Below are 21,265 nucleotides of genomic sequence, written 5' to 3' on the forward strand. Positions count from 1 at the left end.
CCATACAACTTGAAGCCTTCTTTGTTTTGATGTAAATTGAAATGAAATTTTTCATGTTTTATACCATCTTCAAACAAGTCAATGAGTCATACTTTTTGATGTAAACCTATTTCAGGGCAAGGCAAAATGGGCTCAAAGGAGCGCGACTTGACAGGTTAGGTCAAATTCAAGTTGAGTTGAGTTGAGTTGAGTTGAGTTGAGTTAAGTTGATTCAATTATCCTTTTCATTGATTAGAACTCTCTGTTCCATTTAGGAAGTTGTCCATATATCTCAAAATACCTTTGTAAAATCACGCCCTCTACAAATGATGGTATATCCGCATTCTTCTTGTTAAAAGTTTCGTACCAATAAATGTCAAGTGCATCTATTTTTTCATCTGTCAGTTTTTGTTTCCAAGTTTGTCTTCTTGGTCCGCCAAATTGTTTGCCGTTAATAATTCGGTCACAAATTCCACCTAATCTAACTTTTTTTGTTCCGTCCTGTTTTATTTTCCCTGAGCTGCCAATGTAAACCAAATTTACCCGTCCATTTTTAAGTTCGTAAACGCTATAAATTCCTATTCCGCTTTTAGGTGCGTTACATACTTCGCCAAGTTCTTCATTGGCAGAGAAAAAGAAATGGTCTTTGGATTTGTATTTTTCTAACTCTTCAAACATATAATTTTGAGTTGGTATGACACACAATTGCAGTCTGTGAAAAAATTAATTTCAAAAACATGTTCAAATATAGGAATAATGTAGTGTATTTAGATAATAAAAATTGATCATAGCAATGCACACACTAACAGGAATAAATCGGGAGCAAATAACTTTTTTTAACTTTGAAAGTCAGGTAGCTCCAGACAACGAAATCCGTTTTATAGATGCTTTTGTTGAAGAGTTTATTTCTCCTGTCTTGGGCGTAAAGGAGCGCGACCTGACAGTTGAAGTCAATTAGTGGCTATGGCTTTATTCATTCTGCAATACTTTAGTCAAATCTGTTGCAGTAAAATTTTTGTCTTGTGTGTCGTATAAAGTATTGCCAATCATAAATGCATTTGATGTCGCTTCAACTTCCGCAATTCTTTTTCCCTCTTTGTTTACAATCAAAGTATTTTTATCTTTTGCGAAGAATTTAAAATCGTTTTTTCGTTCGTAACAAATACTCAACTCATTAAAGTCAATTGTTTTAGATATGCTAAGTTGTTCGTCAAGTGATAATGTCTTGTACTGATTTGTGAATACAAACAACTTTGTAGAGTCAGATTGATTGAGATTTATTAAATCACCGCTTTGAGCTGTAATAAAAACTTGGCTTCCAACAAAGTATTTCAACTCTCCAAAATCGTCTTTTGGAAATGATTTTTGCAAAATTTCATTTCCAGTTTCCATTGAGTATTTTGCGACTCTGTTTTTAAAAGTAAAATATATGTCTTTGCTGTGTAGTTCAAAACTCAATATCGGGTCGTCTTTGACATCTATTATCGATAAAAATATTTGATTACCTGTTTGCCCGTCAAAAGCAGCAAAAAATGGCTTACCAAAGTCTAACTGTCTGTTACCCATAAAAGCCATCCCTTTATTAACCATATATATGATGTTTCCTTTTATGAAGATTGTAGATTTGCTTGCTATGTCATCAGGAAAAGGGAACTTCCATATAACTTCTCCCGTTTGCATATCAATTTTAACCAGTTTTTCTTTTGAGGCAAAATAAATATTGCTACTATCAACTAAAGTATTTGAAACTAAATCTCGAACCAAATTGTGTCCTGTGGACATTACAAAAGTACCAGTCAGTAAGCCCAATGCCGCACCAGCCGCATTAGCTGCAACGGTTCGTGAATAATCTTTTTTACCAGTAACAGAGTAGTAGTCCCATCCTATTCCTGTTTTTATATTTATTTTGTGCTAACCTGCTGCTGCAACAATTAAAGTGGAGTCATCTATATAAAAAACATCGTTCCAGCCAAATTCCCTAAATAAATATCGTTTCCAAAGTATGTTACCATTTTTTAAATCTATTCCTTCGAGTTCGTTTGTATAGCCTGTTGAGTTTCTAAATTTATAGCCAATACCAATATTGTCCACAGGGTCAACGAAATAAATATTGTTTTTGACTTTCCAAAGTTTTTCTCCTGTATTTATATCAAGGCAATAACTCTTATTTCCAAAAGAATGAATTATTGTTTTACTAAACTGTTGTAAATTACTCGCATGAAATGCGATTTTTTTACTCCATAAAACCTTTTGGTTTTTAATGTCGAATTGAATAATTTTTCCACTTTTGTCAAGCCATTTTCCGTTTTTACTCAAGCCCCTTAGCTGAACTGTTAAAAGTCCGGTTGTTTCGTCTAAAAACGTTTCATGAATTCTGTCAGGGAAAACATATTCCATACCTTTTACAACAAAACTATCAACAAGGCTTTTGCCAAACACCTTTTCATTGCTTAAAACCTGAATTTGATTTTTCTGGCAATATCCCGCTGTTGTAATTAAAAGCGAAAATCCAAAAATTATTTTTTCTATTTTCATGTGTTTGTTTACTGTCTTTTATTGAGGTGTTTGTTTGTTTTAGCGAGTATCATCATGCCATTGGCTATAACAGCAGTCTGTGAAAAAAAATAATTTCAAAAACATGTTCAAATATAGGGATAATGTTGTGTGTTTAGATAATAAATATTTGACGTAGCAATGTCCGCATTAACAGGAATAAATCGGGAGCGAATAACTTTTTCAAACCATGAAAGTCAGATAGCTCCAGACAATGAAATCCGTTTTATAGATGCTTTTGTAGAAGAGTTTATTTCAACTGTTAGGGGCGCAAAGGGGCGCGACCTGACGGTTTGGGTATTGCCGAAGTGGCGGATTATTAGCACTAAAGTTCAATAGAAATACTACTGTTGAACCTTGCACAATTGTTTCATAGAAGCACTTCTCCCGCCATTTTGGCAATACCGTGTTATAGCCAGTGGTTCTGTTAATCTGTCCTTGTAAACCATTGTCGTTATTGAGTTTCATTGTCTTTGTCGTGTTGGTTTGTGCGTGTTGCGGATTTTTAATATTTTCAGAAGAAGGGAGAAAAAAATTGAATTTCTTCTTGGGTTGGGATAAGCACACTCTTTGCCAAGTTTTGGCTTGTGTGTCGGCTTCCCGAAGGGTCGGGACAGGCCGTGCGACTTGGCAATGTGTGTGCTTTTGTGCGTTGACTTTTCATTTGGCAAATGTAGTAAATGTTTTAAATTGAAACAAATGTTTGTTTTGTATTAAAACAATCTTTATCTTTGTCCCGTTAAACAGCGAAACATAAATTGATATGAACATAAAATTGTCACAAAAGCAAATAGGTCAGAGGATAACCGAACTTCGTAAAATGAAAGGGTTGTCTCAGGAAGATTTGGCTAAAAGTGTCAAAATTTCCCGACCGTCTTTGGCTCAAATTGAGTTAGGAAACAGAAGCGTTGATATTCTTGAATTGCAAAAACTGTCATTGGTTTTGGAGTTTTCGCTGGACGATTTTATGTCTAAGGATTTTTCTGCAAGTCAAGATGTTGATTTGAAAGAAGAAAAAAAGGCAAAGAAAGAAGAAGAACGTATTTCAGTGCCAACCTTGCAAGTCAATAAGTTTAAAAATGTCTTGTTGTATATCCTTGAACGCTGTGCAGGTAAGCCAAATGTTGGTGAAACGGTTCTTTATAAGTTGCTCTATTTCTCGGACTTCAATTATTATGAATTGTATGAGGAACATTTAACAGGTGCTAAATATCGCAAATTACCTTATGGGCCAGTTCCGCAAAAATTAGATACAATCATTGGTCAAATGATTGAAAAAGGTCAGTTGCAAAGAGTGAAAACAGAATACCATGGTTATCCTCAAACTCGCTATTTGCCTTTAGAAAAAGCTGATTTAACTCAATTAAGGGCAAGTGAAAAAGAAATCATTGACAGGGTTATAGAACAAATGAGTGATTGGTCTGCTGCTGCAATCAGCAACTATTCTCATAAGGATATGCCTTGGCTTGCTTCAAAGGAAGGAGAAGAAATAAATTATGAATTAGCTTTTTATAGAGATGCTCCTTTCTCTGTGAGAAACTATGGAGATGAAATTGAAGAACAATGACCTTTGACGAATTAACCGAATTTAAAAAGGATTTGAAAAACCTTTTAAAAAAATACAGAACGCTAAATGACGATTTAGATGTGGTTAAACGAGTGCTAGAAGTTACACCCGATGAACGACCACCGTTTAGTTTTCGTATTGATAATTTGGGTTTAGAAACGTGTATCATCAAGGTTAAGAAAATTGCTTGTAAAGCATTGAAAGGAAGAGGGGTAAATTCAGGGTTGAGATTGATTTATGCTCACTTTCCTGAAGAACAAAAAATTACCTTCATTGAATTGTATCATAAGAATGACAAGGAAAATGAAGACAAAAAAAGAATAACGGATAATTTTAAATAGTCAAATATCATGAGTAAGAAAAATCAACATGTAGTCCCAAGTGGAAAAGAATGGGCGGTAAAAGGCGAAGGCAATAGCCGTAAAACTGCTATTGTGAACACACAAGCAGAAGCAATTAAAATTGCAAGAGAGATTGCCATTAACAATAAATCAGAAGTCGTTATCCATCGTTCTGACGGAACCATTCGTGATAAAGACTCTTATGGAAACGACCCTAATCCACCTAAAGACAAAAAGCATTAAGCGATGATAGACATAAGTAAACAATCCGTAAATATTGACTGCCCTGAATGTAAACGGTCAATTTCTGTAACTATTCGGCAAGTAGCTGATGAAGCACGGATAAAATGTTCTTGCGGTCAGGAAATACAGCTGAAAGACAGTAATGGCAACAATCAAAAGGCAATCAGAGATATCAATAAGTCCTTTAGGGAACTCGAAAACACATTAAAAAAATTCGGACGATGAAAAATTTCTACCTCTACAATAACCGCGTTGAAATTGTCAACGACAACGGAAGCATTTTCACAATCTACTTCAACGAACATAGCGGAAAGGTTTATTACCGCTTTAAGATTGGCACTTTATCCAAAATAAAGCACCCGGGTATTTATTTGGGTGAAGATGCTTATGGCACACATTACTTTTTGCACAATCATTATCACTATGGAAAGGCACACATCACAACGGCTGCCGATTTTATTGAAGGACAAGCGATTTACATTTACAACGAAAAGTGCAGCAATACTCCTTTGAAAGTAATTGAAATTGGGTTAAATGAAATACTCAGGGGCGAAAGCTACAAGCCCATTACTTACAACTGCCAAACCTATACCAACACGGCTTGCCATAATCAACGCAAAAGTGCCGATGCCGAAAAATGGGTAGGTGGGCTTGTGTTGGGTTCGCTTGCTTTCCTCTTGATAAGTGCCATTGCAGGAAATAAATAATCATATAAAATCTGAAACTATCGAATATACTTTTACATGAACAAGAATACAATCATCATCCTAATCGTTGTCATTGTGATTATGGGATTAGGTCTTTGGAAGGTGAATGAAACCTTACAAGAAGAAAGAAAAAAGCGAAAGGAAGCCGAACAAGCCAATGTGCGGTTGATTATGGACAGCATACGCAGGCAAAAAGGTTTTACCGAAGCGGTGAAACTGGAACTGGATAATCTGGCCAAACATTTTGAAGACATTGAACCGAATGTAACGGCTAAAATTGCTAAAGCCATTCAGTTGATAGAAATAAACCAAACCGAAAATGCCATTGAAGATTTGGCCGTAATCATGGAAAACCTGCTGGAAGATTATTACAAAAAAGACAACGGCTTTGTTGCCTTCTTGAAAAACCGCAGGGCGGACCTACATCATTTGCTTACCTATTGCAATAAGGACAAAAAAATAAGCGATGTAGAGTTGCAGTTTTTTCTTGGCGTAAAAACCATACGCAACAAAGAAGACCACACACTAAATCAAAAGCTGGACGATTACCTGAACGCTACCGGTTTAATTGTAGGCATCGGTGCCATTGTAAAAATTGCTTCGTTTTGGAAACAGAAAAAGCAATTGGAACTTATCCCAGTAAGGGCGTAATACATTTACGCTTTTACCTTTTTGTATTTTACTTTTTTCTCCGCAGCTATTTTCATGGGCTTTTCTTCAATGGAATATGCTTTGGTTTTTTTGCCGCCTTTTTTCCCCTGAGCTTGCCGAAGGGTTTCCTTTTCTGCTTTAATCTTTTCCAATAAAACACTGGCAGGTTCATCTTCCGGATTTTGTGCAACCAACTCGCCACGGAATGCTTTTGCCAAAATGCTTTGGGGAAGTTTATCCAGCATGGCTTTGGCTTTGGTGTAGCGGGCTTCTAACTTATCGGCAAATGCAAAGAGTTGTTCTACCTTTCGGACGATTTCTTTTTGTTCTACGACTTCAGGAAGCGGGATCGATAGTGTTTTTAGTTGGGTAGTGTTTATCCTAGGTCTTGTTGCACCGTGAATATTCAAAACCAATTGTTCAAATGAACGCATTGAAGTCAATACAAAAAGCAGAAAGAACTTGTCTATTTTATTTTCATCTGGTCGAATACAAAAGCAATCAGCTTTTGCAATTGCTTTAGTTGGTAAATAAGGTAAAATGCAAGCCCTTATTTCTTCAGAAATAAAAGAAGAGAAAATTATATCACCTTCGCCAACTGTATGACGCAATAAAGACTGATATTTTTCTTTTGTTATATAAGTTTCCTTTTCGTGAACAAAATATAGATGTTCAATATTTTCAAGACGAATAACTCGAATACCTTTATCAGTGTAATCAGCAGTTTTTAAATTTGAACCAAATGGGCCATCAAAAATTCCACCTTTCGGAATTACGGAGTTTAATTCAACTTCGTCCCATTCTTTAAATCCATTCTTCTTCTTCCATTCCTCCGTCAACTTACCACTTACAGCAGCAGCCAACACACTTTGCCGAAATCGTTTTAAAATGATTGGTATTTTTTCTAACCGTTGTTTGTTGCTTTCTACTTTTTGCATTACCGCATCTAGCTTGGCTACTATGCGGTGCTGCTCGTCAAGGGGTGGAAGGGGGATATGTATTTCTTTTTGTGCCTTTCCCGTTTGAACAAACGGTTGGCCTGAACCCCCTTTTGGCCAAAAATTTTCATTATTCAATAAATAGAACAGGTAGTCAACATGTTTATCGTCATTTGCAAATGCTCTAATTACCGAAGTATTAGCAATAGTTGTCCATTGCCCATTTGCTCTAAAACATTTACCACATCTTGCTCCAACAGCACTCAATATGATAGCTTCACCTTCTTCCTCAAAAAAATCAACTTTGCCATCAGGGCCAGTTCCACTAAATGCAATATATTTCCCATCTTCTTTGTAAACCTTTTTAGTTAAAGAAGAATTACCAGAAGTAATATTAACTACTTCACCTAATAACGGGAATTCCCAACCTTGTGGTAAACTATTCTCCATTGAATTCCAGTAGGGTTAATATTTCTTTTAAATCGTCCACCACAGCTTCCAGTTCTGCAATGGCTTCTGTGGCAAGGTCGTTGGGTTCGGGTAAGCTGTCGGCATCTTCTATGCTTTCGTCTCTCAGCCAGGTAATGTCGAGTTTGTAATTCCGTTTTGTAATTTCCTCTATTGTAAAACAACGGAAACGCCCTGTTTCGCCTTCGTCTTTTCGTTTGCTTTTTCCGTTAGGGTCGGTGCCGTAGCATTTTTCAAAATCGGTAAAATGCTTGTCGGTTAGCGGACGGTCTTTTTTGGTAATGCCTTCAATGTTGCTGCGGTTGTCGTAAATCCAAACTTTTTCGGTGGGCAAACCTTTCTGAAAGAAAATCACATTGGCTTTTACACCCTGTGCGTAGGGAGTAAAGGTTCCTCTGGGCAAACGCACAATGGTGTGCAGGTTGCAATCCTGCATCAGTATTTCAAATACTTCACCTGCTTTGTCTTCAAACAACACATTGTCGGGCAACACTATGGCAGCACGTCCACCCGGTTTCAGAGTGCTCATAATGTGCTGCACAAAATTCAACTGCTTGTTGCTGGTTTCTACCGTAAAATCATCCCGTTCGGGAACCTGGTTTGCTCCTTTTGTTCCAAAGGGTGGATTGGCCAACACCACATCAAACCTGGTGCTGTCGGGTGTGTTGTAAATGGTATCGCCCAGTTTTATTTTCGGGGTAACGCCATGCAAATACATATTCATCAAAGCCAGTCGCCTTGGCCTTGCCACCAACTCCTGTCCGTAATAGGTTTTTTCACGAATGCGTTTTACATCTTCACGGGGCAGCGCACCTTTGCTTTCCTGCATCAGCCATTCATAAGCCGATACTAAGAAACCACCTGTGCCGCAACTGGGGTCGGAAATGGTAAATGAACTTTTGCCTCTCGGGTCGGGCTTCATTAACCGCACCATGCTTTGTATCAAAGGTCGTGGTGTAAAGTATTGCCCTGCACCCTTTTTGCCTTCGCTGGCGGCTTTTTCCAGCAGTCCCTCAAAGGCAGCACCTTTTACATCCACATCCATGCTCGTCCATTCGTCTTCTTCAATCAGGTTCAGCAGTTTTTTCAAACTCACCGGGTTGTTGAAGCGATTTTGTGCTTGTGTAAATATTTCACCTAACAGACCTTGCTCTTTGGCCAGTTCACGCAGGGTGTCGGTGTAATGGTCCATCAAATCGCCACCGCTTAATTTGGTCAGCGATTGCCAGTTGTATTTTTTATGCAGATGCACTTCTTTTTCATCTGCCATTTTCAGGAAGAGAAGAAACGACAGTTGCTCTATGTAATCGTTATAATCAATGCCCTCGTGGCGAAGCGTATGGCAAAAGCCCCACAATTTATTTACTACATCACTCATATTATGCTGCTATTGCTAAGTTTATTTCTTGAATCAATTTGGTGTAATCGTCTGCAAATACTTTTTTGAATTTGTTCAGTCCGCCTCTGTCAGCAAAAACGGGTAATTCCTGCAAATCTTCTTCGTCTAAAGTCATGTTTTGTTTTAGATGTTCTTTGATGTATTCCATCCATTTTTGTTGTTCGTCATTCAGCCTTTTTCCGGTTGTTACTTTCTGAATGGCTTGGTTCACCCGTTCTTCGGGGCTTAACAAAGGTTCGGTTTCTTTGGCTGCATGCTTTACCATGCTGATGATGTCAACGGCATCTTTCTGATAAACGATTTTGTGTGCCTTTTGCAAACTGGCTTCATCATAATTGCTCTCTTTTAGTTTTTGCCTTAGTTCGTTCAAAGCATTGGTGTTCCAATCTTTTGGCTTGTTTAACAAAATGCTGATGGCGGCAATTTCATTTTCTTTTCGTTTTACAAATTCAGAAAATGCCAGTAAATAATCCATTGGTTGTAAACCGTATCTTCCTTCTGCTTCAAACAACACCATCGAACTCACTTCGTCCTGCACCTCATACCCAACCAGAAAAACCTTTTTGGCTCTTTCGTAGTCCACCAATAGCTTTTGAAACTGCTCGTTTCGGAGCAATTCCATCACACTGGTGAAGCTTTCAAATATTTCGGGTAACGATTTTGCCATTACTTATACTTATCAAAAAAATTAGAAATCTGCTCGGCAAATTTTCCCATATCGCCATCAGGAATATAGGTTTTGAATTTGTCACGGGCATTTCCACTCATATCTTTTTCAATTCTATGCAGTCGTTTTGCCAAACGCTTGGCATTGGCTCTGCGGTCTTCGTTGTTGTATATTTTTTCTATCAGTTCTTTAATGGTTATGGTATCGGTTCCCGGTGGGTCAATTTTAAAGTTGTAGCTGGCATCTTTAAAATACTTTATCAATGTTCCGTTGAAACAATCAAAGATTACAAAGTGAGTTTTGCCGATGTCATCACATTTTCGTGTTCCTCTGCCCAACATTTGTTCCCAAAGAATACGGCTTTTAACAGGTCGGAGAAAAACAATGTATTCCAGAGAAGGAATGTCAACTCCTGTGCTTAACATATCAACGGTAACCACAATTTTCGGATTGGGTCTGTTTCTAAACTCTTTAATTTTTTTCAAAGGTCTGTCCACCGTTGGGCTGCCTGTAATCTTTGCCACAAAATCGTCACCCTGATTAAAAACCTGTTTGCAAATGCTCACCAAACGGTCAGCATGTGAAATCATGGGTATGTCGTTGGATGCAAAAATCAAGGTTTTTGGAAAACGCCCTGTGCGTTGTTCCCACTCGTCAGTATATTTTTTTAGTTCTTCAATTATTTTTTGGTTGGTGTCGGGGGCTGTAATTTTTTCTTCAATCTCTGTTGAAGTAAATTCCCGCTCATCTTCCAATTGGTCAATTTGTTCTCTGCCTGTTTCAGTGTCAATCATCCCCACTTGTTCGCCTTCTTTCAAAAAAGCTCCGTTCATCAACACTTCCGAATTGATAGCCACAGCATCATAATCTACCAAAAACCCTTCGTCAATGGCTTGTTGCAATGGATAATTGAAAATAGGTTTTCCAAAATAGGCAACCGTATGTGATGCAGGCGTTGCAGTTAAACCAACTTTAACGGCATCAAAATGATTTAAAACATTTCGCCAAACATTCGTTTCTTTTGAAGTGTAACCTCTGTGGCACTCGTCAGCAATAATCAAATCGAAAGCATGCGATGGAATTGAAAGCGTTTCTGCATCATCGTCTCCACTTCCTGCCTGCTCGGCAGACAGGTCTTCATCCTCACCAAATGCACCCGCTTTGCCGTAAAGGTTAATTGCCATTCGCTGGATGGTGCAGACATAAAGAAAGGTTTTTGTTCCATCAGGATTTGTCAAATAGGAATTAGGCAACACAGTTGGGTCGTATGCTTCCCCTTCAAAATCTTCTTTCTTAAAGCGTTGTGAGTATAATTCGTATTCGTCTTTAAACTTGATATTTCTCGGTGTGTCAAATGATGCAAAAGCAGTAACGGCTTGTGCGGCTAACGACTTTCTATCAACCAAGAACAAAATGCGTTTAGCATAACCGGAAGCCAACATTCGGTAAACAAGATTAACTGTGGTGAAAGTTTTTCCTGTTCCTGTTGCCATTGCTAAAAGCATCAGGCGTTTGCCGTCTTCCAAATTATTTTCAAAAGCTTGTATAGCTTCTTTTTGGTAAGGCCTAAGTCCGGGAGTATTAATGGGCCTGACTTTCAGCCATTGCAAAGCCGTATCTCGTTTTGCGTTAAATAAAGTTTCCATCGCTTCTGGCTTATGAAAACTGTAAATCTGTCGGCTTAAGTTTTTGTTGTCTCTTACATCTAAATAGTAAATCAATTCACCATTAGAAGAATACAAAAATGGAACTCGATATTGATTCCATTCACCAATTGTCTTATCTGCACCTTTTGAATATCGCTTGGCTTGTTCCAACACATTTGCTGCACCAACCTCCAATTTCTTTGCTTCAACCACACCTAATAAATTTCCATTTACAACCAAAGCATAGTCCGCAGGTCCGTTTTTTGTTTGCAATTCCTCAATTGCGTGATTTGTCAAAATAGACAAGTCCATTCCCTCAGAGTAAGGAATGATATGCCAACCGGCAGCTATTAGCTGCTGGTCAATTCTTTTCTTTCTTGTTATTTTCTCTGATTCGTATGTCATATTTCAATCCCGAAATTTACGTTTTTAATCGGTGCGGTGGCAAAAAATGGCTCTTTTGCTTTTGCTGAAGGGCTGGCTTGTGTGGTTGGGGCAAAAGCAAATGTGCCATTTGTGCGATGACAATAGAAATTCAATTTTTTTTGTGCGGTGGGGAAAAAATTAAAACACAGAAGGGTTGGCAATGAGTGTCGGTTTAATCGCTGTCCGTTTGTTGTATCGTTTCTATGTCTGTGTTCACCTGTCAAAATGGTTTACTTTTTTCTCGTCTAAGTTCGTCTTTGTCTGTTGTGTCGTGTCGTTTTACGCTTGCTGGTAACGGTTTGGCGCTTGGCGCAGTGGCGGATTTCGGAGCACTAAACTGTCAATACACCACAAAAGTTGATGCGAGGTAGAATGTTCAATTAACCACGTCACCCGCCATTGAGCCAAACGCCTGTTATGTGCTGCCCTTCTTCTCATTCCACTAGAATAACTTATTTATCTCAGCAAACATTTTCTCAAAGTTGTCTAAGGTTTTTGGTTTGAAGTAGCTTTTGTCAACTCCAAGTTGGTTGAGTTTATTAGCTGGTCTGTAATGATTAAACCTTTCTTTACCAATTACTTTATTTATCTGCTTTAATATAGTGTCAATAGTATTGTCAAGGTCTGCAACTTTGATAGTTGGATGTTCTTTATCGAATGCAGCATTGAAGATTTTCAAATATTCTTCCTTATCGAAAAGGTCTTCAATGTCAGCTGTTGTTTTACCGTTGTTAGCGAACTCATTAAAGAATCTAATATTTTTCTCTTTAATAATTTTGTGCATAATCAGGTCTGCAACTTTTTGCTTTCCTTTTTGGTCGGTGAATGTGTCAAGTAAACAAGCAACATTTAATTTAGAGCCACGAAGCAATGAAATAAAAGTTGAAACTTTGTCTAAACCTCCAACAGGAACAATTGTGATGTTGTCTTTAAGGAAAGTTCTTTTTTCTGATTCAAGTATGCTTGATATTAAAGTCAAGTAAATTAAATCAGCCGGACCTTCAACAAGCAAATTGTTTTTAGATACAAATAAATTTTGTGCTATGTCGTAGCCCAATGCAGCTTGTAATGGGAATAATGTGTTAGGGTCTTTCTCTTGTATGGAATCGGAAATTATCGTTCCTTCCTCTGTCTCGAAACAAGTGCGAACTCGGTCAAGATGTTCTGTTTCTACCATAAAGGGAGAGTGTGTCGTATAGATTATTTGATACTTTTTAGAAAGATCGTCAAAGAAGCGAAGTAAATCAGCTTGTGCAGAGGCGTGTAGATTTAAACCTGGTTCATCCAATAGAAGAACATAATCGGAGTTTTTATCAGCTTGAATTTTGCTGAACCAAATTATGAAGGAGAAAAACCAATTAAATCCTTTGCTCCGTCTATCTAAAGGCAGAGTTATTTTATGTCGTTGACTTTTAACTCGTATATCGAGTATTTTTTCTGGCTGTCCTTGTGGGTTAGTTGTATTCTGAATTTTGAATTCAATGTCAAGATTCTTATTGGTTGACCAATATTTGAAAATTTCATTAGTTATTTTATTGGAAGATGCTTCCAATAGAGCGATATATTTTTCGTATTCCTGTTCGGTTGCATTTAATATTTCTTCAGGTTTTATTCTTGCTAATTCAAATAACGCCTTTGAAGTTTTATCTTTTTCGTTTGTAGGTGGTTCATTTTTCAGTTTATTGATGTTTATTTTTCCTCTTAATGGGTAATAATCATCAAAATACCAAAACTTAGGCATTTTGGCTTTTATCCAATTTTTAGCAATATAGGATTCTAACAAATTTGTCCAAGATGCCGTGTTGTAGCCTCCGTCAATAATTCTTTTTATTTCTGTTTTGAACGCTGCTAAATCATCATCCCCCTCTACGGCAACAATGTTTGCAATGTCTTTCAATGATGCGGTTTTCTTTATGGCTTCTTTGGTTGCATCTGATAGAGCATATTCAGAAACTTGAAGCTCTAAAAACTTTTTCTGATTAGCAGAAAGTCCTCCAAATGTGCTTGTTTTAGATTTATAATGACAGGTATAAGTAAACTCTTTTGTTGTAAAAACGCCTTTACCAAATTCTTCTTCAATCTCCTTTAACAAGTCAGTCGAAATTTCATACTTGCATTGAATAATATCGCAGTCATCTTCGCTATGTTGAAAATCAATTAACTCATTTCTTGGGTAGTCTTGAGTTATGTCGAAAACAAAGTCTGGGTCTGCGGTAAAATAGTTTGTCTTTGCAATGGCAGTTAGAAAAGAAGTTTTTCCTGCTTCATTCATTCCAACAATAGTCGTAATTGAAGGGTCAATATTTACGGTTTGTGATTTCTGAATACTTTTGTATTTGTCAATCGTAACTTGTATTAATTTTATCATTGTCATTTGTTTTTTGTCTGTTTAAAGTTAGCAATGTCGGTCAAATAGGGTTGCACATAACATTTATATATAAGAAGTTTTTCATCTAAAACATGCCGAATACCTCACAAATATAGCGGTATTAAGAAGTTGTACAAATTTACAGTTCATACCCTATTTTGTCTAACGAGCTTTGTATTTTGCTTAGGTGTTTTTACTTACATGTGTATATATCATGGTAGTGCACAGACTTTTATGACCTAATAGCTGTTTAATGCTCAAAAGGTCGGTGACAATTTTAAGCAGGTGGGTGACATAGTTATAGCACAGGGTATGCAGAAAGTAAAATACTTAACGTACAATGTAAAAGGAAAAAGCGATGAGGTGAAAAGTGTTAAGCCCAAATAATTATACAGCATGAAAATGTTTTATGCCGATGCTATTAGCCCTGATGGAGACCTGCAAGGATTATGTGCGAGAGCGGTGCCATGCACCGGGGCGACAGCAGGACGGAACCACTGATGGAGTTACTGAAGCTTGTGCTCCAAAAAATTCTCTACACAAAGACAAAATGCTACTGTTGCTTCCTGCTTTGTGCATCAATAACAGCAATGGTAACCATGTTCACAATGTCGCGGACACTGCTGCCAAGTTGAAGAATGTGTACGGGTTTTTTCATGCCCAGAAGCACAGGGCCAATGGCTTCGGCTGCTTCCATAGATTGCAGAAGTTTGTATGCAATGTTTCCGGCATCGAGGTTTGGAAAGATGAGTGTGTTGACACCACCATTGATGAGTTCGCAGAAGGGATAACTGTCGTGCAGCATCTGCATGTTAAGTGCAAAGTTTGCCTGCATTTCGCCATCTACTATCATGCCCGGAAATTTGTCGTGCATTATTTCTACAGCCTTTCTGATGCGTACTGCAGAGGGGTCGTTTGACGTGCCGAAGTTTGAGAAAGACAACAGTGCAATGCGTGGCTTGATGTTGAATTGCTGCACAGCTTTGGCGGTGAGCAGCGTTATTTCAACCAAGTCTTCTGATGTGGGGTTTACGTTGATGGTGGTATCTGCAAAAAACAAGGGTCCTTTTTTTGTCATCATGATATACATGCCTGCAACGCGGGTACCATGTTCCTGCACACCAATGATTCGTAAAGCAGGACGTATGGTGTCGGCATAGTTGCGTGTTAGTCCTGAGATGAGTGCATCGGCCTGTCCGGTTTCTACCATCATAGCACCGTAGTAGTTTCTTTCGCGCATAACTTTTTTGGCTTCGTAAACAGAGAAGCCTCTGCGTTTTGCTTTTTCGAAAAAGAGTTCGCCAAAGGTGTTGAGGTGTTCTGTGTCAACACGTGGGTCAACAATAGGAATGTCTGTTATGTCAATGTGGTTTTCTGTAACGATTTGTTTTATACGCTCGCGGTTACCGAGCAGAATGGGTCGAGCAATGCCTTCTTCTTTGACCTGTTGTGCTGCTTTTAGAATTTTGTAGTTGTCGGCTTCGGCAAAGACTATTCGCTGCGGGTTTTGTTTGGCGCGTGTTACGATGGCACGAATGAGTTTGTTGTCGAGGTTGAGTCGTTTTTTGAGGTCTTCTACATAGTGTTCCCAGTTGTTGATGCTAACCTGTGCCACCCCTGTTTCCATAGCGGCACGAGCCACAGCAGGTGCAACGGTGTAGATTAATCGTGGGTCGAGTGGCTTGGGGATGATGTATTCGGGGCCGTATTGCAGGTTTTTTGTGTTGTAGGCAAGGTTAACCATTTCCGGAACGGGCTGCCGTGCCAACTGCGCAATGGCGTGCACCGCTGCCAGTTTCATCTCTTCGTTGATTTTTGTTGCACGAACATCTAATGCGCCTCTGAAAATAAATGGAAAACCAATAACGTTGTTTACCTGATTGGGAAAATCGCTGCGGCCTGTTGCCATGATTACATCTTCGCGTGCACTCTTGGCATCAGGATAAGTAATCTCGGGGTTGGGATTGGCCATAGCAAAAACAACAGGTTTTTCCGCCATAGATTTGAGCATGGCGGCACTCAGAATATTTCCTTTGCTGAGACCGATAAATACATCGGCACCATGCATGGCTTCTTCCAGTGTGTTAATGTTTCTGTCAGTAGCAAATTCGCTTTTGTTGACGTCTAAACCTTCCCGGTCTTTTCTGATTACACCTGTGCTGTCGAGCATGGTGATGTTTTTTTTCTGTGCACCAAGCGAAACAAAAAGTTTGGTACAGGAGATTGCCGATGCTCCTGCTCCATTGACAACAATTCTTACGAGGTCAATTTTTTTGTTTACAATATCCAATGCATTGATGAGTGCTGCACCGCTAATGATGGCCGTGCCATGCTGATCGTCATGCATGACAGGAATGTTGAGCTCGTTTTTCAGGCGGCTTTCAATTTCAAAACATTCGGGTGCTTTAATGTCTTCGAGGTTGATGCCACCAAAAGTTGGTGAAATAGCTTTTACAGTATTTACAAATTCATCAACGTTGGTTTGATTGATTTCAATATCGAATACATCAATGTCTGCAAAAATTTTAAACAGAAGTCCTTTGCCTTCCATGACAGGTTTTGATGCTTCGGGGCCTATGTTGCCAAGGCCAAGGACAGCAGTGCCGTTAGAGATTACGGCAACAAGATTTCCTTTGGCAGTGTATTTATAGACGTTGTCAATGTTTTTTTCAATCTCGAGGCAGGGCTCTGCAACACCGGGCGAATAGGCTAATGATAAATCGCGTTGTGAGCTGTATGGTTTACTGGGTATTACTTCTATTTTGCCCGGACGACCGGATGCATGATAATCGAGTGCTTCTTTATTAACTGGCATAGTAATTTTTTACAATGTGCTAAAGTAAAGAATACAGCATCACGTTATTGTAAAAATAAACAGAACAGTTACTGAATTTAATCAGTCAAAAATCAATTTTAAATTTAAAAACCGATTTTGGCAGCAGGTGATTTGAGAAGTGCCATACTCAAAGCAGTGAAAGCAGCTTCGCGCCCTTTATGTCCGTGAGTGCCTCCGCAACGTTCAAGGGCTTGCATTTCATTGTCGGTAGTGAGTACACCAAAAATTACAGGCTTGCCGAATTTTAAAGAAACATGATTCAGTCCATTGGCAACTGCATGACAGATAAAATCAAAATGACGTGTCTCGCCCTGAATGACACAGCCCAATGCAATGACAACATCCGGTGTATGATGCTGAAAAAGCCATTGTGCACCGGCAGTGAGTTCGTAACTACCCGGAACCTGAATGCTGATGAGGTTATTTTCTTTTACAGATGATTTTTTAAGAACCTCTGCAGCTCCGTCAAAAAGTTTTGAAGTGATTTTACTGTTCCAGCTTGCTGTAACAATTCCTACTTTTACTGAAGAAGCATCAGGATATTCAGCAGGGTTATATAAAGCATTATTTTCCTGATACAGTGCCATGAATATTAGTTCATGTGTGCTTCTGCACGTGCCATGTAGGTGGCTACCTGACGGGCTTCTGTGGAGTTTGGAAAGTCTCTCTTTATTCTGTTATAGATATCGTAGGCAGATTTATAGTCGTTGTTCATTTCTAAAATCATTGCCTGTTTCATCAGATATATTGGTGCTGTAAATTGATTCTGATCATAATCCGATGCTTTTTTATAAAAGCTCATTGCCTCTTCTTTATTGCCTTTTTCCATGTAGGCATCGCCAATGCAACCTAATGCAATGGCACCGGTAATATCGTCTTCGGCATCGTATTTAGATAAAGCAGCAATAGCATCATCGTATTGACCTTTACGAAGCAAGCTTACACCAAGGTAATAGTGTGCCAGATTAGCAGACTTTGATGAACCATAGCTGGAAATAATTTCTTCAAAACCTGGAAAGTTTCCATCACCCTTGATAGCCTTATCCAATGAATCATTTTTGAAATAATATTCCGCCATGAACATTTGTTTTTCGGCATTAGCCTGCTGTGGCTTTACAATAAATTGATTGTATGCAAAATATCCGCCAACCAATACTACTGCAACTACAAGTATTATGGTGAGACTCTTTTTGTTTTCGTGTATATAGGATTCAGCCCTATCAAAGGATTCTTCTACATCAAAACCGGTTGATTTTTTATCAGTCATTGTTTCTGCAAAAATTTGAGCGGGCAAAGATAGTTTTTTTTCTGAAATATCAGGCAATCAATTATAACACCTAATTAGCTCAATCTCAACTATGTAAGCGGTGTGCAGTAAATATCAAAATGCTGATTGGCAAAGTTATAATCTCCGGTAATATTTTCCTGAGTGTCAACTCTTACACATTGATAATTCAACTCATTTAACAGATTAATAAGTTCTTTTGCGGAAGTGCCTGCTCTCTGCAGTAGTGAATCACTGACTTCGATAAACAATGAAGGCTTCAAATTCCGAAAAGTATTTACACCACCTTTAATGACAAAAACCTCAAAACCTTCGGTGTCAATTTTTAGAAAATCAAGTTTTGAAAGTTTTTGGTCAGCAACAAATTTATCAATTGTTGCGACTGCGACTTTGATAGCATCGTTTGCATCCTTACTTATAAATGCCCCCCCTGAATGATTGCTTCCATGAGATATTAAATTGAGCACTCCAACTTCATCACCCATTCCTGCATTAAAAAGATTAATGTTTTTAAAGTTATTGAGACTTACATTGGTTCTCATTCGTTCAAAAACAGCCGGTGATGGTTCAAATGAAAATATCTGACCCTTGCCATTTAACTTTTTTGCCATTTGTAAGGTGGTATCACCAATATTGGCACCTATATCCAAAATATTCGAATCAGGTTTTATGAAACGGAGAAGACTTTCTCTGTCAAAATCGAGATGATCTTGCATGCCGAAATAGATACCATGATCGAGATAATCGTTAATGTGCAATTGATAATTAATGCCGTTTCTGGTGCAGTTACGAATGGTACCGGGTTTGTACAAATACTGACTGCCAACTAATTTCCGTGCAATACTATGTTTGTTTTGCGACTGTTGAACCAACCATTTTTCTACCAAAGGCAGTTTATTCACCATGCGAATTGTATCCAGAAAACGTGTCTTTATTGATATTGCCATTCTTTAATGTTACATAAAAAAACAAAAATATAGAAATAGAAGTAGATTCGAATCAAAACAACTATTTATTCACTGAACAAATATCTGTCAGTTGAAACTAAAAATCAGATTAATTTTTGATGTTGAAGGAAGTATAATATTTATCACAAAAAATCAACTATTGCAGATTAGCATTTTCAGCTTCACGCATGCGTGTGATACGTTTTGTTTCTGCAGTGTTTATATCAATCTGATAATATTTGGCCCAACCATTGTTGAGTGAAAAAACTATTTGTTTGCTCAAGATTTTTTCGAGCCAAAGTGGGACAAAAAATCCTCTGTCGGGTCTAAGATAATCATAGTAATGATGGTCGTCACAGGCGCTGTCATCATACGCATGTCGTGCAGCAAAGTCGCCACAAAAAGTTGCCCAGGGAAGTCCTACGCAGCCTAAAACAAAATGCAACCATTTTTTATTTTCATCTCGTGCAATAGTTGGCAATAAATCACGTGTACAATCAATTCGTCCCGGCCAATATTGAACAAATTCAAGATTATTAAATTGAGGGAATTTATGCTTAAATTTTTTGATAACCCTATCTATAACAATTGAAGAGTTAACATCTTGTTTAGAAAAAGTAGTCAACATATCGCCACCACCTAACAATAAACGATTACTTCCCAAAAGTCTGAAATAGGAATAAACCACATCTGTATCCCAGCACTGAAACTTGCCTGACGGAAACAGGTCAGCAATCATAGCATCACTCATTGGTTCACTCACAGAAAGAAATGTCTGTGCATGATAAACTTTATCGGCATAATGTGTCAATTCATGTTGTAGCTTATCAGCACAAAAAATAACCTGATCGGCCTTAACAGAGCCTAAGTGTGTTCTTACACAATGATCTTCAATTTTAACAACTTCTGACGATTCATAAATTTCAATTCCATTTTCCAGTAACAATTTCTTCACTCCCTGACAATACAAAAGTGCATCAATGCCAAAAGTGCCTGTGTAACGAACTGCACCTGAATAAGCATCAGATCCGATGATACTTCTAATGTTCTCTTTGGTATAGAGTTGCTGATCGAATTTCAATAATTTTCTGGACTCCATTTCTTCAATAATGTCTTGCCAGCCGCTTTTGCCAATGCCCAAAAACAAACTATCCTGAACCTGAAAATCGCAAACTATATTATTGGTTTCAACAATGCTATGCATCATTTTTACACCTGTAGTTGCAATTTTCCAGAGGTCTGCTGCACCTGTAATTCCAAATCTGCGAATCAGCTGTGACAACTCCAGCTCACTGTCGGGAGTCAAAAATCCGGCACTCTTTCCGGACGTATCACCACCACAAATATTCTTTTCTAGTATAACAACTTTAAGTTTTTTATCTATGAACCTATGGGCAGCAGCCAAGCCTGCTGCTCCTGCTCCAACAATAACAACATCCGCTTTTATGTCACCTTTTAGTGGGGGTAATATTGATTCTTCCGTTCCAAGTAATGTGGTAAACCACCAGTTTTGCAATTTCATATAGCTATAATTTTAAAATAACAAAATAGATTAGTTTTGCCGTAGTGTTTATATATTCAGCAAACTTAAATTTGTTTTCTGAATATAATATTAATACAAATAATTTAACCAATAGCTAAGTAATATTCTGACTTAAAAATATTGTGGCAACCTTGCTTTTTACTTTTTAAATTGTATTTATATTTTTACAGTAATAATTTAAACCAATATTAAAGTGTCGAAAATAAAAACAGTTAGAGCTACATCACAAGATATAAACTTTAAAAAATTAGTAACAGAACTTGATAAAGATTTAAAAATTAAAAATGGAGACAAAAATGATTTCTTTGCACAATACAACCATTCAGATGCAATCAACAATGTAATAATAGCCTATGTTGATGAATTGCCTGTAGGTTGTGGAGCATTTAAAGAATTTGATTCAGATACTGTTGAAATAAAAAGAATGTATGTTGCACCAGATTTTCGTTGTCAGGGTATTGCTTCTGAAATATTAAATGAATTAGAAAAATGGGCAACAGAACTTCAATTCAAAAAATGCATTCTTGAAACCGGTGATAAAATGAAAGAAGCAATAGGACTTTATCAAAAACATCAATTTCAAAAAACGAAAAACTACGGCCCGTATGAAAATATAACAAGCAGTCTTTGTTTTGAAAAATCAATAAGCAACAAAATTAATAACTCCTTCTAAAAAAAGTATTTTATAATCACCTGACATT

23 protein-coding genes are annotated in these 21,265 nt (G+C 37.8%); 9 read left to right on the forward strand and 14 right to left on the reverse strand.

The features are described 5' to 3' along the window. Positions 1-231: 231 nt before the first annotated feature. Complete coding sequence (locus V9G42_13165; GenBank protein ID MEI2760372.1) at positions 232-657, reverse strand: hypothetical protein; 426 nt, start codon at positions 655-657, stop codon at positions 232-234. A gap of 115 nt (positions 658-772) precedes the next feature. Here V9G42_13165 and V9G42_13170 point away from each other — a divergent pair, with 115 nt between their 5' ends. Further along, the gene (locus tag V9G42_13170; protein ID MEI2760373.1) at positions 773-937 is read left to right on the forward strand and encodes a hypothetical protein; all 165 of its coding nucleotides are present in this window, start codon (positions 773-775) and stop codon (positions 935-937) included. 11 nt (positions 938-948) lie between these two features. Here the strand turns inward: V9G42_13170 and V9G42_13175 are convergent, their stop codons facing one another. Beyond that, positions 949-1,761 carry a hypothetical protein gene (locus tag V9G42_13175; GenBank protein MEI2760374.1) on the reverse strand — a complete coding sequence of 271 codons (813 nt, stop codon included), beginning with the start codon at positions 1,759-1,761 and terminating at the stop codon, positions 949-951. Positions 1,762-1,890: 129 nt separating this feature from the next. Further along, positions 1,891-2,514, reverse strand: a complete 624-nt coding sequence (locus V9G42_13180; GenBank protein ID MEI2760375.1) for a hypothetical protein — start codon at positions 2,512-2,514, stop codon at positions 1,891-1,893. A 159-nt stretch (positions 2,515-2,673) separates the two neighbouring features. On the opposite strand from V9G42_13180, the gene V9G42_13185 reads away from it, so the two are divergent. The 7 genes from V9G42_13185 (at position 2,674) to V9G42_13215 (ending at position 6,041) form a co-directional block, all read left to right on the forward strand. Continuing rightward, entirely contained in the window at positions 2,674-2,871 is a 198-nt protein-coding gene (locus V9G42_13185; protein MEI2760376.1) for a hypothetical protein, read from the forward strand. Positions 2,872-3,295: 424 nt separating this feature from the next. Then, positions 3,296-4,099, forward strand: a complete 804-nt coding sequence (locus V9G42_13190) for a type II toxin-antitoxin system antitoxin SocA domain-containing protein (GenBank protein MEI2760377.1) — start codon at positions 3,296-3,298, stop codon at positions 4,097-4,099. Further along, positions 4,096-4,440, forward strand: a complete 345-nt coding sequence (locus tag V9G42_13195; protein ID MEI2760378.1) for a hypothetical protein — start codon at positions 4,096-4,098, stop codon at positions 4,438-4,440. Before V9G42_13190 ends, V9G42_13195 begins: the two co-directional genes overlap by 4 nt. A 9-nt stretch (positions 4,441-4,449) precedes the next feature. Next, on the forward strand, positions 4,450-4,683 hold the full coding sequence (locus V9G42_13200; GenBank protein ID MEI2760379.1) for a DUF2188 domain-containing protein: 234 nt from the start codon (positions 4,450-4,452) through the stop codon (positions 4,681-4,683). 3 nt (positions 4,684-4,686) lie between these two features. Next, a complete protein-coding gene (locus V9G42_13205; GenBank protein ID MEI2760380.1) occupies positions 4,687-4,908 on the forward strand; it encodes a hypothetical protein in 222 nt (73 codons plus the stop codon). Then, complete coding sequence (locus V9G42_13210; GenBank protein ID MEI2760381.1) at positions 4,905-5,390, forward strand: hypothetical protein; 486 nt, start codon at positions 4,905-4,907, stop codon at positions 5,388-5,390. Before V9G42_13205 ends, V9G42_13210 begins: the two co-directional genes overlap by 4 nt. Positions 5,391-5,426: 36 nt before the next feature. Beyond that, positions 5,427-6,041, forward strand: a complete 615-nt coding sequence (locus tag V9G42_13215; protein ID MEI2760382.1) for a hypothetical protein — start codon at positions 5,427-5,429, stop codon at positions 6,039-6,041. A 5-nt stretch (positions 6,042-6,046) separates the two neighbouring features. On the opposite strand, the gene V9G42_13220 is transcribed toward V9G42_13215, so the two are convergent. From V9G42_13220 to V9G42_13270, 11 genes are all read right to left on the reverse strand, one after another. Beyond that, on the reverse strand, positions 6,047-7,429 hold the full coding sequence (locus V9G42_13220) for a restriction endonuclease subunit S (protein ID MEI2760383.1): 1,383 nt from the start codon (positions 7,427-7,429) through the stop codon (positions 6,047-6,049). Continuing rightward, complete coding sequence (locus V9G42_13225) at positions 7,419-8,825, reverse strand: class I SAM-dependent DNA methyltransferase (GenBank protein MEI2760384.1); 1,407 nt, start codon at positions 8,823-8,825, stop codon at positions 7,419-7,421. Before V9G42_13225 ends, V9G42_13220 begins: the two co-directional genes overlap by 11 nt. Position 8,826: 1 nt before the next feature. Then, entirely contained in the window at positions 8,827-9,513 is a 687-nt protein-coding gene (locus V9G42_13230) for a type I restriction-modification enzyme R subunit C-terminal domain-containing protein (protein MEI2760385.1), read from the reverse strand. Then, a complete protein-coding gene (locus V9G42_13235) occupies positions 9,513-11,564 on the reverse strand; it encodes a DEAD/DEAH box helicase family protein (GenBank protein ID MEI2760386.1) in 2,052 nt (683 codons plus the stop codon). Before V9G42_13235 ends, V9G42_13230 begins: the two co-directional genes overlap by 1 nt. A 463-nt stretch (positions 11,565-12,027) precedes the next feature. Continuing rightward, positions 12,028-13,953 carry an AAA family ATPase gene (locus tag V9G42_13240; protein ID MEI2760387.1) on the reverse strand — a complete coding sequence of 642 codons (1,926 nt, stop codon included), beginning with the start codon at positions 13,951-13,953 and terminating at the stop codon, positions 12,028-12,030. A gap of 183 nt (positions 13,954-14,136) precedes the next feature. Beyond that, positions 14,137-14,271 carry a tyrosine-type recombinase/integrase gene (locus V9G42_13245; GenBank protein MEI2760388.1) on the reverse strand — a complete coding sequence of 45 codons (135 nt, stop codon included), beginning with the start codon at positions 14,269-14,271 and terminating at the stop codon, positions 14,137-14,139. A gap of 235 nt (positions 14,272-14,506) precedes the next feature. Beyond that, positions 14,507-16,768 (reverse strand): NADP-dependent malic enzyme, encoded by a 2,262-nt coding sequence (locus V9G42_13250; protein MEI2760389.1) that lies wholly within the window; start codon positions 16,766-16,768, stop codon positions 14,507-14,509. Between the two features lie 104 nt (positions 16,769-16,872). Beyond that, positions 16,873-17,376: a 6,7-dimethyl-8-ribityllumazine synthase gene (gene ribH, locus V9G42_13255; protein ID MEI2760390.1), complete on the reverse strand. Its 504-nt coding sequence runs from the start codon at positions 17,374-17,376 to the stop codon at positions 16,873-16,875. A gap of 5 nt (positions 17,377-17,381) precedes the next feature. Then, entirely contained in the window at positions 17,382-18,056 is a 675-nt protein-coding gene (locus tag V9G42_13260; GenBank protein ID MEI2760391.1) for a tetratricopeptide repeat protein, read from the reverse strand. 89 nt (positions 18,057-18,145) lie between these two features. Beyond that, positions 18,146-19,021 carry an FkbM family methyltransferase gene (locus V9G42_13265; GenBank protein ID MEI2760392.1) on the reverse strand — a complete coding sequence of 292 codons (876 nt, stop codon included), beginning with the start codon at positions 19,019-19,021 and terminating at the stop codon, positions 18,146-18,148. 157 nt (positions 19,022-19,178) lie between these two features. After that, positions 19,179-20,543: an FAD-dependent oxidoreductase gene (locus V9G42_13270; GenBank protein ID MEI2760393.1), complete on the reverse strand. Its 1,365-nt coding sequence runs from the start codon at positions 20,541-20,543 to the stop codon at positions 19,179-19,181. A gap of 214 nt (positions 20,544-20,757) precedes the next feature. Between V9G42_13270 and V9G42_13275 the strand changes: the two genes are divergently transcribed. Next, positions 20,758-21,237, forward strand: a complete 480-nt coding sequence (locus V9G42_13275) for a GNAT family N-acetyltransferase (protein MEI2760394.1) — start codon at positions 20,758-20,760, stop codon at positions 21,235-21,237. The last annotated feature ends 28 nt before the right edge of the window (positions 21,238-21,265 follow it).

This window comes from Bacteroidia bacterium (genome assembly GCA_037045145.1).
GTDB lineage: Bacteria > Bacteroidota > Bacteroidia > AKYH767-A > OLB10 > OLB10.